Raw genomic sequence first — 12,296 nt, 5'->3', positions numbered from 1 at the left:
CAGGTCGCAGCTGTATCTGGCGCGGGGGTTGCCGTCTCTTTATCCGCGAGGTCGTCGACAACCGGCGCGACGGGGTCCGCGCGCAAGGAGGTGAGGCAGGATGAGCAGCATGGGTTCGCGACGCCATGACCAGCGCTCGGAGGCCCCGCGCGGACGTCCGGGCTGGGGCGCCGGTCAGCGCGGCAAACGCGGGTGGTACGCCGAAGGCGGCCAGGCCGCGCCGCACGCGGAGCCGGAGGACGCGCAGCGCGCGGGGCACCGCGTCGAGGCGCCCGCGGCGGAGCGGACCCACCGCGAGCAGCGGCGCTACCCGTGGCAGGACGACCCCGACCACACGCCGCCGCGCACCGGCACGCGGCGGTTGCCGCCGCTGCCCGAGGACCACCCGGGGCACGACGAGAAACCGGAAAGGCCGCGGGGCACCGCGCCGCCGAAGAAGCTCACGGTGACGCGCGTCGCCGCCTGGCGCAGCCGGGACCTCACGCAACGCGCAATGCGCCTGTTCTTCTCCCTCGCGCACGCCGACGGCGCCGACCGGTCCGGGCTGGCGAAGTTCACCTACGCGGTGATGGGTAACTACGCCGTGGACGCCGCGATGGCGGTGGCGCTGGCCAACACGCTGTTCTTCTCCGCCGCCACCGCGGAGAGCAAGGACAGGGTCGCGCTGTACCTGCTGATCACGGTGGCGCCGTTCGCGCTGATCGCGCCGGTGATCGGTCCCGCGCTGGACCGGTTGCAGCAGGGGCGTCGGCTCGCGCTCGCCGCGTCGTTCGGCGTCCGCGTGCTGCTGGCCGCGGTGATGGCGTTGCACTTCGACAGCTGGATGCTGTACCCGGCGGCGCTGGGCTGCATGGTGCTGTCGAAATCCTTCGGCGTGCTCAAGGCCGCGATGACGCCGCGGGTCCTGCCTGCGCAGATCACCCTGACCAAGGCCAACTCCCGGCTGACCGCGTTCGGGATGGCCGCGGGCGGCATCGTCGGCGCGATCGCCTCCGGGTTCGCATGGCTGCTCGGCTCGCAGGGCGCGCTGTGGTTCATGGCCGCGATGGCCGCCGGCGGCGTGTGGCTGTGCCTGCGCATTCCGGGCTGGGTGGAGCGCACCGAGGGCGAGATCCCGACGTCGATCAGCGCGCACCCGCGGCAGCCCCGCAGGGTGCCGTTGAACCCGCACGTGGTCGTCGCGCTGTGGGGCAACGGCGGCATCCGCCTGCTGACCGGGTTCCTGACGCTGTTCGCCGCGTTCGTGATCAAGCAGAGCACACAGCACGAACCCGTCATGCAGCTGGTGCTGCTGGGCCTGGTGGGCGGCGCGGCCGGGGTCGGCAGCTTCCTCGGCAACGGCATCGGGTCGAAGATGCACTTCGGCAAGCCGGACCGGGTGATCATCGCCTGCCTGGGCGGCACGCTCGCGGTGGCGGTGTGCGCGGCGCTACTGGCCGGGCTGCCGCTCGCGGTGGTGGTCGCCCTGGTGGGCGCGACGGCGAGCGCCCTGGCGAAGGTCTGCCTGGACGCGGTCGTCCAGCACCGCATGCCGGAGGCGTCGCGCGCCTCGGCGTTCGGCCGGTCAGAGACGATCCTGCAGCTCAGCTGGGTCTTCGGCGGGGCCGTCGGGGTCCTGTTGCCACCGGTGTACCGGATCGGGTTCACCGTCATCGCCGCCGTGCTCGCGCTGGTGCTGGCCCAGACGATCGCGGTCGAACGGGGCGGGACGCTGCTGCCCCGCCTGCCGCGGCGGCCCGCACCGGCCACCGCCCAGGCGCGCAGCAGGTCGTAGGCTCGGGCCGTGCATCGTGGACTGAAGCCGCTGCTGGCGCTGGCGGGAGTGGCCCTCGCCGCGGGGTGCGCCGCCCCCAGCGAACCGCAGGTCACCTTCTACTCGCACGGGAGGTCGGTGACCGTCGCCCCCGCGCAGTACTGCGACCCGACCGGCAAGAACTGCGCCACGTCGTCGGGGAACATGGTCGGCGAACTGCGGGTGCCGAGCCGGGAGCCGCTGCAGATCTCGGTTCCGGCCGAGGTTGCCGCGGCACCGTGGCAGGTGGCGTTCATCTACCGGGGCGTCAACGGCGAGGAGCTCGACGGCCGCAGCTCGGTGTTCCGCCCCCACGAGCGCTTCGCCTACACCCTCCACCTGCCGCCGGACGGCGCGCAGTTCGAGCACGTCGAGGTGCAGCAGTTCTCCGCGGTGCTGACACCGGGAGCCGACGGCGGGGTTGACTTCGGCATCGGCGGCAGCTGGATCCTCGACGTCCACCAGTGACGGAAAAGCGGGGATCAGCTTTCCCCGCCCGGATTCCCGGCCACCGCCCCTGACGAAAGTCCCCGGCCGAACGCGTCCCGGTTGCCGCCCCTGGTGATACCGGTGGAGATCACCCCGCCGATCCCCACTGGAATCGCCGGGGCGGAGCAGTCGGAACAGCGGCGGCGCGGGACGCGCCCGCGGTCGGGTCAGCTGCTGCCCGGGTCCAGCTCACGCGCGACCGCGCGGACGACCTCGCCGATGCGCCTGGCCGTCTTGCGGTCCGGGTAGCGGCCGCGGCGCAGGTCGGGCTGCACCTTCAGCTCGAGGAGCTTGATCATGTCATCGATCATGCCGTGCAGCTCGTCAGCGGGACGGCGGCGCGCCTCGACCACCGACGGCAGCGGGTCGAGCAACTTCACCTTCAGCGCCTGAGGCCCGCGGCGGCCATGCGCCATGTCGAAGTCGACGCGCTGGCCGGTTTTGAGCGCATCCACGCCGGACGGCAACGCGGACGCGCGCACGTACACGTCCTCCCCACCTTCCTGGGTCAGGAAGCCGAAGCCCTTGTCCGCGTCGAACCACTTGACCCTGCCGGTCGGCACTGTCCTCACCGTTCCCTGTCGAATGCGCTGGCCCGGTCCCCGGGGCCCGTCGTCGTCCCTTTCCCGTCCGCCGCGCCGGGGCAACTCCCCCCGCACGACGAAAGCGCCCCGTGTACGCCTCGCAGTCAGGCGCGCCGGGACGCGTCACCTTCAGCGTACCGCGAACCGAGGCGGCAACACCCGGCCTTATCGGGCAAGGGCCGCTGCGACACCCGGCGTAGCGCGTCAATACGCTGGTCATCATGCCAACGCGTTCCGCGGTGCTGCCGTTGTCGGTGGCCCTGTTCACCCTGGGCCTGCTCGCCATCATCGTGATCTTCGCACTGTTCGCCGCCGGATACCAGGACCTGCCGGTCTGGCTCAACCTGGCCACACTGCTGTGCCCGGCCGGGCTGATCTTCGGTGTGGTCGCCACCGTCGTGCGCAACCGCCGCCGCTAGCACCGGTCACGTGTGCGCGGTGAGCCAGTCCGGGAACTCGGTCAGGTCGCGCAACGCGACGTCGGCCCCGGCCGCGGCCAGTTCGTCACGGCTGTAGGGGCCGGTCGCCACCGCGACGGCCAGCGCACCCGCCGCCTTCGCGCCCACGATGTCGCCGACGTGGTCGCCGACGTAGATACTCGCCCCCTCCTCGCGCAGCACGTCGCCCTTGGCGGTGGCGAAGACGTCACCGGCCAGCCGGTCGACGTCCCAGCCGAACTCCTTGAGGTGCAGGCCCGCGTTCGGCTGGTACTTCCCGGTGATCACCAGGGTGCGCCCGCCCGCCGCGCGCACCGCGGCCAGCGCCTCCCGCGCTCCGGGCATCGGCCGGGTCGCCGAGATCACGACCTCTGGGTAGATCTCGCGGAAGTGGGTGACGAGCCGCTGCACGAGCGGTTCGTCGAAGCCGTAGCCGCGGATCACGTCGGCCAGTGGCGGCCCAAGGTTGGCGGCGAAGCGCTCGCCGTCGAGGCTCAGCCCGAACTTCTCGTTGAGGGCGGCGAAGGCGCGCACCATGCCGGGACGCGGGTCGATCAGCGTCATGTCCAGGTCGAATCCGACGGTCAGCACGCGCCCCACCCTACGGCGGGACCGAAGCACCCTTGACGCGGAACTGGCCAGTATCGAAAATCACTCCGTTATGCTTTTCACATTCGGCGAGCTGGAGTCGCCATGACGACGACAAGCACCCCCGCGCACCGCACCCACCGCCAAGCCTTTCATTCCCTGCGAGCCAACGGCCTCAACTGGGGCTCCCTCCCGCTGCGGCTGTTCACCAAGGGCAACGCGAAGTTCTGGAACCCCGCCGACATCGAATTCAGCAAGGACGCCGAGGACTGGCAGCAGCTCACCGAGGACGAGCAGCGCAGCATCACCGGACTGTGCGCGCAGTTCGTCGCCGGCGAGGAAGCCGTCACCCAGGATCTCCAGCCCTTCCTGGCCGCGATGGCCGCCGAGGGCCGCTTCGGCGACGAGATGTACCTGACCCAGTTCCTGTTCGAGGAGGCCAAGCACACCCAGGCGTTCCGGCTGTGGATGGACGCCGTCGGGCTCACCGACGACCTGCACCCGCTGGTCGAGGACAACCCCGGCTACCGGGAGATCTTCTACCAGGCGCTGCCGGAGTCGCTGCACGCGCTGCACGAGGACCCGAGCCCGGAGAACCAGGTGCGGGCGTCGGTGACCTACAACCACGTCGTCGAGGGCACCCTGGCGCTGACCGGCTACTACGCCTGGCACACCATCTGCGTGCGGCGCGGCATCCTGCCCGGCATGCAGCGGGTCATCCGGCACATCAGCGACGACGAACGGCGGCACATGGCGTGGGGCACCTTCGCCTGCCGCCGGCACGTGGCCGCCGACGAACGCAACTGGAACGTGGTGCAGGACCAGATGGCCCGGCTGCTGCCGCACGCCATCGCCCAGGTCCAGTGGCGTCCGGACGACGCGCCGGAGGTTCCGCCGTTCGGGCTGGACAAGGACGCGCTGACGGCCTACGCCTCGGATCGCGCGACGCGCCGCCTCGGCGCGATCTCCAGCGCCCGCGGCATGCCCCTCGCCCAGATCGACGAGGACGCCTCCCCGGAGCTGCTGGAGGAGCAGTTCGGCGCGGAGGACGCCGCCGAACTCGCCAAGGCCCAGGGCTGATCCGTTCCTGCACCGGTGGTGACGTCGGGCACAACCGCGTGTCATCCGCGCGGTCCGCGGCCTCTCCTCGAAGAGGGGGTTCGCCACTGAACCAGAGGGGGGCGCATGATCACCGAGCTCGAGCTGGAGCGGGTCGCGGCGGCGATCGAGCGGGCCTTTGGCGGCCCGGTCCGGTGCGACTGGGCACAGGTCGAACGGCTCCGCCTGCAGGCGGACCTGTTCGACCGCCTCGCCGCGGCCCAGCGGCACTGGTCCGGGTCGCTGAGCCGCCGCGCCGAACTCCTGCGCGACGCGGCGGAGCGGATGGCCGACGAGCTGAACCGGGTGCCCGGGGCCATCGCGGCCGACCTGCCGTCGTGACCGGTCAGGCCGCGAACGGGTCCAGCACGTGCTCGACGAGGTCCGCGATCGAGTTGACCACCTTCGTCGGCCGGTACGGGAACAGGTCGGCGGTGTGCTCGTCGGAGATGCCGGACAGCACCAGGATCGTCTTCAGGCCCGACTCCAGCCCGGACCGGACATCGGTGTCCATCCGGTCGCCGATCATCAGCGTGTTCTCCGAGTGCACGCCCAGGTGGCGCAACGCGGAGCGCATCATCAGCGGGTTCGGCTTGCCCACGTAGTACGGCGCCCGGCCGGTCACCCGCTCGATCAGCGCCGCCACCGCGCCGGTGGCTGGCAGCGTGCCCTCGCGGCTCGGGCCCTTCTCGTCGGGGTTGGTGGCGATGAACCGCGCCCCGGCCTCGACCAGCCGGATCGCCTTGGTGATCGCCTCGAAGCTGTAGGTGCGGGTCTCGCCGAGGATCACGTAGTCGGGGTCGCGGTCGGTGAGCACGTAGCCGATGTTGTGCAGGGCTGTGGTCAGCCCCGACTCGCCGACCACGTACGCCGAGCCGCCCGGCCGCTGGTTCTCCAGGAACTGGGCGGTGGCCAGCGCGGACGTCCAGATCGCCTCCTCCGGGACGTCCAGGCCGGTGCGGTGCAGCCGCGCGCGCAGGTCGCGCGGGGTGTAGATCGAGTTGTTGGTGAAGACCAGGAACGGGACCTCGTGCTTGCGCAGCGCCGCCAGGAAGGCGTCCGCGCCGGGAACCATGTGCTCCTCGTGGACCAGGACGCCGTCCATGTCCATCAGGTACGTCCAGGGTGATGGCTCAGTCACGTCCCCGATGATCCACCGGAGAGCGGGTGGATGGCCACCTCAGCGGCCTTGACCGCGAACCACACCTCGTCGTCGGGCCTGAGGTCCAGGTCGGCCACGGCCGCCGGGGTCACGTCCGCGGCCAACGAGCAGTCCCGCACCACGCCGCGCACCCGCACGACGTCGCCGCGCGGTTCCAGCGCCGCCAACCGCACCAGGAAGGCGTTGCGGGGACTGCCGTGCGGGTGCTCGCGGTGCACGGCGACGGTGGACGGTGCGAACACCGCCGCGGCGGCCTCGCCGAGGTCCAGCGGTTCGGCGGTGCGGCCGCTGATCGTGCTGTCGCCGAAGGAGATCCCGTCGGCCACCGCGACACCGGGCACGAGGTTGAGCCCGGCCACGCGCGCGGTGAACGCATCCTTCGGGCGGGCCAGCACCTCGCGGGTCGGACCCTGCTCGACGATGCGGCCGTCGAGCAGCACCAGGAGCCGGTCGGCCAGCACGATCGCGTCCAGCACGTCATGCGTGACCAGCACGGTCGGCCGGTCCTGCCGCCGCAACACCTGGTGCAGCAGGCCCCGCATCGCGGGCGCGGCGTCGACGTCCAGCGCGGCCAGCGGTTCGTCCAGCAGCAGCAGCCGCGGGTCGGCGGCCAGCGCCCGCGCCAGGGCGACGCGCTGCGCCTGACCGCCGGAGAGCTGGTCCGGCCGCCGCTCCGCCAGCATGGTGGCGTCCACTTCGGACAGCCAGTGCTCGGCGATCTCCCGGGCGCGGGCCCGGCGGACCCCGGCGGCGCGGGGCCCGAAGGCGACGTTCTCCAGCACCGTCAGGTTCGGAAACAGCAGGGCGTTCTGCGCCAGCAGCCCGACACCGCGGCGGTGCGTTGGCACGTTGATCCCGCGTTCGGTGTCCAACCACACCGCATCACCCAGCGCCACCCGGCCGCGATCCGCGGCGAGCTGCCCGGCCAGCACCGACAGCAGCGTCGACTTCCCGGCCCCGTTCGGGCCCAGCACCGCCACCACCTCGCCCGGCGCCACCTCGAACCCGGCGCGCAGCGCGAAGTCCCGCCGGTGGAACTCGACGTCGGCCCGTAACCCGCTCACCACCGCCCCTCCACCGCCTTCGGCCGGGCCACCGCGATCACCACGACGGCCACCACCACCAGCAGCAACGACATCGCCACCGCGGCGTCCACGTCGGACTGCGCCGTGTTGTAGATGGCCAGCGGCAGCGTGCGCGTGGTGCCCTGGAGGCTGCCCGCGAACGTGATCGTCGCGCCGAACTCGCCCAGTGCGCGGGCGAACGTCAGCACCAGGCCGGACCCCAGCGCGGGCAGCACCAGCGGCACCGTGACCCGCCGGAACGTCAACCACGGCCCGGCGCCCAGCGTCGCGGCGACCTGCTCGTAGCGGCCCCCGGCGGTCCGCAGGGCCCCCTCCAGCCCCACCACCAGGAACGGCATCGCCACGAACGTCTGCGCCAGCACCACGGCCGCCGTCGTGTACGGCAGGCGCAGCCCGGCGGCGTCGAGAAACTGCCCCAGCGGACCGGTCCGGCCCAGCAGGTAGAGCAGCGCCAGACCGCCGACGACCGGCGGCAGCACCAACGGCAGCAGCACGAACGCCCGCACCAACCGCACCGCGCGCATCCGCGACCGCGCCAGCACCAGCGCCAGCGGGCCGCCGATCACCAGAGACAGCGCGGTGGAGATCAGACCCGTAACGACCGACAGCCACAGCGCGTCCAGCGCGGCGGGGCTGAGCAGCAGGCCCGGCAGGCGCGCGGGGTCGACGCGGGTCAGCAGCCCGAGGACGGGTAGCACCACGAGGGCCAGCGCGAGCACCGCGGGCGCCCACAGCACCCCCGGCACCTGCGACGTGGAGGCCGGCTTGGCTCGAAACGGCGGTTTCGAACGGAACCGGGGATTCCGGCGGTTCACGGGGTGCCGAAGCCGTGACGGGCGAGGACCTCGCGACCGACCGGGCCGCGTACGAACGCCATGAACTCCGCCGCCAGCTGCGGCTCCGGCGCGTCGGCGATCGTCGCGATCGGATAGGTGTTGATGGCCTGCGCCGACTCCGCAAAGTCCACCGACTGCACCTGCGACCCGGCCGCCCGCGCGTCGGTGACGTAGCCCAGCCCGGCGTCGGCCTCGCCTGCGATCACCTTGTGCAGCACGGACTTCACGTCGTTCTCCTCGCTCACCGGCTGCAGTCGCACGTTCGCGGCCTGCGCCACCTTCCGGGTGGCCGAGCCGCACGGCACCTGCGGCGCGCAGACGACCACGGTGCGCCCGGGGGCGGCGAGGTCGGCCAGGGACGCGATGCCCGCCGGGTTGCCCGGCGGCACGACGATCGTCAACCGGTTCGTGGCCAGGGTCTCCGGGGTGCCGACGAGGTCGCGCACCTTGTCCATGTTCTTCGTGTCCGCCGAGGCGAACACGTCCGCGCGGCGGCCCTGCCGGATCTGCTCGGCCAGCGTCGCCGAACCCTGGTAGTCGAACTGCACCCGCACGTCCGGGTGCGCGGCGGTGAAGCGGGTGCCGAGCTCGTCGAAGGACTCGGTCAGCGACGCGGCGGCGAGGACCGTCACGGTCCGCTGCTGCTGCGACCCGGCCTGCCCGCACCCGGCGAGCAGCGCGAGCGCCAGCACCGCGCACACGATCATCCTGAGCTTGGACATCACTTCTCTCCCGGCGTTTCCACCACGACGTTGGTCGACTTGACCACGGCGACCGCGAGCGCCCCCGGCACGAGCCCGAGCTCCCGCACCGCCTCGGTGCTCATCAGCGAGACGATCCGGTGCGGCCCGCACTGCATCTCCACCTGCGACATGACCCGGTCCGACACGACGTCGGTGACCAGGCCGACCAGCCGGTTGCGGGCCGAGCGGCCGACGCCGGACGGGTCGGGCGTGGAGCGCGCCTGGGCGCGGGCGAACTCGGCGAGCGCGGCGCCGTCGACGATGCGGCGGCCGGCGGAGTCCCGGTCCGCGGGCAGCTGCCCGTGGTCGATCCAGCGGCGCACCGTGTCGTCGCTGACCCCGAGCAGGCCGGCGACCTCTGCGATCCGGTAGTGCGGCACAGCTGAGCAGAATACGTCCGCACCTGCGGGCAGAACCAGGGGTTGGCGACCGCGGATCGGGATTCGTGCCGTGCACCCCACCCGGCGTCGACCCCTGCCCAACATGTGGACACCCGCACGCACCTCGGGCGGAAACCCGTTCGATCCGATTTTGCGGATCATGTTCCCTTCTTGATCCGCATATGCGGTAGCATTTCCGTGCTTGGTCCGCAGAAGCTCTTCGGCACTGGTTCGCGCAGGTCTCCCAGCGGCGCAACCGCTCAGTGAAACGGCACAAAAAGCCGTCGCGCGATCGAAATGAGGCGCCCTAACGGGTTAGGGTCGTGGGGTGACGGTGGACCTGGGAATCCCGCTCGTGCGCCGCACGATCGACGAGTCCGCGCGACCGGACACCCCGTACCTGGTGGACCGCTTCGGTCGGGTGGCCACGGATCTGCGCGTTTCCCTCATCGACAAGTGCAACCTGCGCTGCACCTACTGCATGCCCGCGGAGGGCCTGCCGTGGTTAAAGCGCGCGGAGTTGCTGACCACCGACGAGATGAACCGACTGATCCGCATTGCCGTCGAGGACCTCGGGGTCACCTCGGTGCGCTTCACCGGCGGCGAACCGCTGCTGCGCAAGGACCTGGTGGACATCATCGGCGCCACCGCCGCCCTGCCCAGCCGCCCGAAGACCTCGCTGACCACCAACGGGATCAACCTCGGCGACTACGCCGAACCGCTGGTGCAGGCGGGGCTCGACCGCGTGAACGTCTCGCTGGACACCCTCGACCCCGAGGTGTTCCGGAAGTTGAGCCGGCGCGACCGGCTCGACGACGTGCTCGCCGGACTGGCCGCAGCGAAGCGGATGCGGCTGGAGCCGGTGAAGGTCAACGCGGTGCTGATGCGCGGCATCAACGACCACGAGGCGTGCGATCTGCTGCGGTACTGCATCGAGCACGACTACCAGCTGCGGTTCATCGAGCAGATGCCGCTGGACCCGCAGCACGGCTGGGACCGCACGCAGATGATCACCGCCGCCGAGATCCTGGAGCGGCTCAGCCGCGAGTTCACCCTGACCCCGGACGTGGCCGAACGCGGGTCCGCGCCCGCGGAGCGCTGGCTGGTCGACGGCGGTCCGGCCACGGTCGGCGTGATCGCCTCGGTCACCCGGCCGTTCTGCGCGGCCTGCGACCGCACCCGGCTCACCGCCGACGGCCAGCTGCGCTCCTGCCTGTTCTCCACGACGGAGACCGACCTGCGTGGCCCGATGCGCGACGGGGCCAGCGACGCCGAGCTGATCGAGCTCTGGCAGCGGACGATGTGGGCGAAGGCGGCGGGGCACGGGATGGACTCCGGTGAGTTCGCCCAGCCGTCCCGGCCGATGAGCGCGATCGGGGGTTGAGCGGATGTCGGCTCCGGCGGAACACGTCGGCACGGTGGCCGTGCGCGTCCGGTACTTCGCGGGTGCCCGCGCGGCGGCCGGGGTGCCGGAGGAGACGGTGCGCGTCGCCAAGCCGGACGGACAGGTGGTGACTGCCGCCGACGTCATCGCGGCGGCGCAGCAGCTGCACGACGAGAAGCTCGCCAGGGTGCTGCCCGCCTGTAGTTTCCTGCTCGACGGCGTCGCGGTGCGGGACCGCGGCGTGACCGTGCCCGACGGAGCGGATCTGGACGTCCTGCCGCCGTTCGCGGGCGGCTGAACCCCCACCTCATTAATCCGCGCGCGGGTGCGCGCGTGCGCGATATACAACATGCCCCGGCGTGTCGTACACGCTCGATCAGGTGACGTTTTGGTGTTCATGTGGGGCGTGTCGATCTTGCTCTCCGCCACCCTCCACTCGGCAGTCTGAACCGCTCCCTATGGGGCTACGTAGATCACTACTCTGAGTATCTTCCCGAATTCCATTCGTGATCATTCGCATACCCCCGAAGGGGCTCGCACAGGCGCGCCAGAGCCGGGCCCGGGGCTGTCAATCCCTGCGGCGGACGTGGCACGCCGGGAGTAACGAGGTGACTCACGCCTCACTGACCGTGATCGATCTCAGCCGGGAAACGAGTTGATAACAACGCTCTGACCTGCGGAAATGATCGGGATCGAAGCACCCCGCAGGGGCGTTACTGTGACCAGCGTCACAGCATTGAGCATTTCCGATCTTCCCGCCGGTTACGTAGTGTCGCTCATCGGTCGGCCCCGAACCGATCAGCAAGGAGCGGGAAGCTCGCAGCGCCGAACCCTGTCCGGCGGGCTTCCTACCCCCGAAACGAACACACCGGACAGGGGCGGGGGCGCATCCTCCGGGCTCCCCGAAGCCCCAGGGGTGCAGCCGGTTCCCCCGAGCCGGCCGGGTTGCCTCTCAGCCCGAACCCGACAGCCCACCCCGCAGGCGCGGCAGGAGAGAGAGACATGGCTCGCTACAAGGGCAAGCACCGCAAGCCTTCCAATACCAGCCGCACCGTTGCCCGAGTCGCCGTCGCCGGCGCCGTGATCGCCTCCCCGATCGCGATCGCGGCCCCCGCCAACGCGGCGCCCGACTGGGACAAGCTCGCGCAGTGCGAGAGCAGCGGCAACTGGAGCATCAACACCGGCAACGGCTACTACGGCGGGCTGCAGTTCAGCCAGTCGACCTGGGCGGCCTTCGGCGGCACCCAGTACGCCAGCAGCGCGCACCTGGCCACCCGCGAGCAGCAGATCGCGATCGCGGAGAAGGTCCTTGCCGCGCAGGGCGCCAACGCGTGGCCGGGCTGCACCGCCAAGGTCAACTGGACCAGCGGCGGCACGAAGGTCAGCACCAAGACCACCACCCCGAAGAAGAAGACGACCGGGACCACGACCAAGGTCCGCACGACCAAGCCCGCGGTGAAGACCAACGGCGCGGACTACACGGTTCAGCGCGGTGACACCCTCAGCGAGATCGGTCAGCGGTTCGGCGTGAGCTACCAGGAGATCGCCAAGCGCAACTCGAGCATCATCAAGGACCCGGACCTGATCTTCCCGGGTCAGCAGCTCGACATCAAATGATCTTGCCGACCGGACCGTCCGGTCGGCAGGGAGTACGTGTCGTACCCCCCGACACGGCACGTGCTCCACACCTCTCGGGACCCCACCGCACGCCCCCAGCG

General features: G+C 71.3%; 15 protein-coding genes. 8 read left to right on the top strand and 7 right to left on the bottom strand.

Translation table 11 applies throughout. The features are described from left to right. The first annotated feature begins 109 nt into the window (after positions 1–109). Both IEY17_RS00875 and IEY17_RS00870 read left to right on the top strand, forming a co-directional pair. Positions 110–1,774, top strand: a complete 1,665-nt coding sequence (locus IEY17_RS00875; RefSeq protein WP_188985270.1) for an MFS transporter — start codon at positions 110–112, stop codon at positions 1,772–1,774. Between the two features lie 9 nt (positions 1,775–1,783). Beyond that, positions 1,784–2,260: a DUF2771 family protein gene (locus tag IEY17_RS00870; protein ID WP_188984359.1), complete on the top strand. Its 477-nt coding sequence runs from the start codon at positions 1,784–1,786 to the stop codon at positions 2,258–2,260. Between the two features lie 188 nt (positions 2,261–2,448). Here the strand turns inward: IEY17_RS00870 and IEY17_RS25920 are convergent, their stop codons facing one another. Then, positions 2,449–2,844, bottom strand: a complete 396-nt coding sequence (locus IEY17_RS25920; RefSeq protein ID WP_188984356.1) for a cold-shock protein — start codon at positions 2,842–2,844, stop codon at positions 2,449–2,451. A gap of 242 nt (positions 2,845–3,086) precedes the next feature. Here IEY17_RS25920 and IEY17_RS00860 point away from each other — a divergent pair, with 242 nt between their 5' ends. Next, entirely contained in the window at positions 3,087–3,284 is a 198-nt protein-coding gene (locus tag IEY17_RS00860) for a hypothetical protein (protein WP_188985382.1), read from the top strand. 6 nt (positions 3,285–3,290) lie between these two features. Here IEY17_RS00860 and IEY17_RS00855 read toward each other — a convergent pair whose 3' ends face one another. Then, positions 3,291–3,893, bottom strand: a complete 603-nt coding sequence (locus IEY17_RS00855) for an HAD family hydrolase (protein WP_268240273.1) — start codon at positions 3,891–3,893, stop codon at positions 3,291–3,293. Between the two features lie 102 nt (positions 3,894–3,995). On the opposite strand from IEY17_RS00855, the gene IEY17_RS00850 reads away from it, so the two are divergent. Beyond that, positions 3,996–4,970, top strand: a complete 975-nt coding sequence (locus tag IEY17_RS00850; RefSeq protein WP_188984354.1) for a R2-like ligand-binding oxidase — start codon at positions 3,996–3,998, stop codon at positions 4,968–4,970. Between the two features lie 105 nt (positions 4,971–5,075). Next, the gene (locus IEY17_RS00845; RefSeq protein WP_188984352.1) at positions 5,076–5,330 is read left to right on the top strand and encodes a hypothetical protein; all 255 of its coding nucleotides are present in this window, start codon (positions 5,076–5,078) and stop codon (positions 5,328–5,330) included. A gap of 4 nt (positions 5,331–5,334) precedes the next feature. Here IEY17_RS00845 and IEY17_RS00840 read toward each other — a convergent pair whose 3' ends face one another. From IEY17_RS00840 to IEY17_RS00820, 5 genes are all read right to left on the bottom strand, one after another. Beyond that, positions 5,335–6,099 (bottom strand): HAD-IIA family hydrolase, encoded by a 765-nt coding sequence (locus IEY17_RS00840; protein ID WP_188985266.1) that lies wholly within the window; start codon positions 6,097–6,099, stop codon positions 5,335–5,337. Between the two features lie 26 nt (positions 6,100–6,125). Further along, the gene (locus IEY17_RS00835) at positions 6,126–7,214 is read right to left on the bottom strand and encodes a sulfate/molybdate ABC transporter ATP-binding protein (RefSeq protein WP_188984350.1); all 1,089 of its coding nucleotides are present in this window, start codon (positions 7,212–7,214) and stop codon (positions 6,126–6,128) included. Continuing rightward, positions 7,211–7,981, bottom strand: coding sequence for an ABC transporter permease (locus IEY17_RS00830; protein ID WP_188984348.1), 771 nt, complete (start codon positions 7,979–7,981; stop codon positions 7,211–7,213). Before IEY17_RS00830 ends, IEY17_RS00835 begins: the two co-directional genes overlap by 4 nt. 65 nt (positions 7,982–8,046) lie before the next feature. Continuing rightward, positions 8,047–8,793: a molybdate ABC transporter substrate-binding protein gene (modA, locus tag IEY17_RS00825; protein ID WP_188984346.1), complete on the bottom strand. Its 747-nt coding sequence runs from the start codon at positions 8,791–8,793 to the stop codon at positions 8,047–8,049. After that, the gene (locus tag IEY17_RS00820) at positions 8,793–9,194 is read right to left on the bottom strand and encodes a TOBE domain-containing protein (RefSeq protein WP_188984344.1); all 402 of its coding nucleotides are present in this window, start codon (positions 9,192–9,194) and stop codon (positions 8,793–8,795) included. Before IEY17_RS00820 ends, modA begins: the two co-directional genes overlap by 1 nt. A 334-nt stretch (positions 9,195–9,528) precedes the next feature. Between IEY17_RS00820 and moaA the strand changes: the two genes are divergently transcribed. From moaA to IEY17_RS00805, 3 genes are all read left to right on the top strand, one after another. After that, a complete protein-coding gene (gene moaA / locus IEY17_RS00815) occupies positions 9,529–10,578 on the top strand; it encodes a GTP 3',8-cyclase MoaA (protein ID WP_188985264.1) in 1,050 nt (349 codons plus the stop codon). Positions 10,579–10,582: 4 nt separating this feature from the next. Further along, positions 10,583–10,876 carry a MoaD/ThiS family protein gene (locus tag IEY17_RS00810; protein WP_188984342.1) on the top strand — a complete coding sequence of 98 codons (294 nt, stop codon included), beginning with the start codon at positions 10,583–10,585 and terminating at the stop codon, positions 10,874–10,876. A gap of 704 nt (positions 10,877–11,580) precedes the next feature. After that, positions 11,581–12,195 (top strand): LysM peptidoglycan-binding domain-containing protein, encoded by a 615-nt coding sequence (locus tag IEY17_RS00805; RefSeq protein ID WP_188984340.1) that lies wholly within the window; start codon positions 11,581–11,583, stop codon positions 12,193–12,195. The last annotated feature ends 101 nt before the right edge of the window (positions 12,196–12,296 follow it).

Origin of the sequence: Saccharopolyspora thermophila, from assembly GCF_014646075.1 — a bacterium.
GTDB classification, from domain to species: domain Bacteria; phylum Actinomycetota; class Actinomycetes; order Mycobacteriales; family Pseudonocardiaceae; genus Saccharopolyspora; species Saccharopolyspora thermophila.
Note: the sequence above shows the minus strand (reverse complement) of the source record. Positions and strands in the feature narration are given on the sequence as shown.

Coding starts and splice junctions, on each gene's coding strand:
- IEY17_RS00875 (WP_188985270.1), top strand. CDS start 110: ATGGGTTCGCGACGCCATGACCAGCGCTCGGAGGCCCCGCGCGGACGT.
- IEY17_RS00860 (WP_188985382.1), top strand. CDS start 3,087: ATGCCAACGCGTTCCGCGGTGCTGCCGTTGTCGGTGGCCCTGTTCACC.
- IEY17_RS00850 (WP_188984354.1), top strand. CDS start 3,996: ATGACGACGACAAGCACCCCCGCGCACCGCACCCACCGCCAAGCCTTT.
- IEY17_RS00845 (WP_188984352.1), top strand. CDS start 5,076: ATGATCACCGAGCTCGAGCTGGAGCGGGTCGCGGCGGCGATCGAGCGG.
- IEY17_RS00840 (WP_188985266.1), bottom strand. CDS start 6,099: ATGGACATGGACGGCGTCCTGGTCCACGAGGAGCACATGGTTCCCGGC.
- modA (WP_188984346.1), bottom strand. CDS start 8,793: ATGTCCAAGCTCAGGATGATCGTGTGCGCGGTGCTGGCGCTCGCGCTG.
- IEY17_RS00810 (WP_188984342.1), top strand. CDS start 10,583: ATGTCGGCTCCGGCGGAACACGTCGGCACGGTGGCCGTGCGCGTCCGG.
- IEY17_RS00805 (WP_188984340.1), top strand. CDS start 11,581: ATGGCTCGCTACAAGGGCAAGCACCGCAAGCCTTCCAATACCAGCCGC.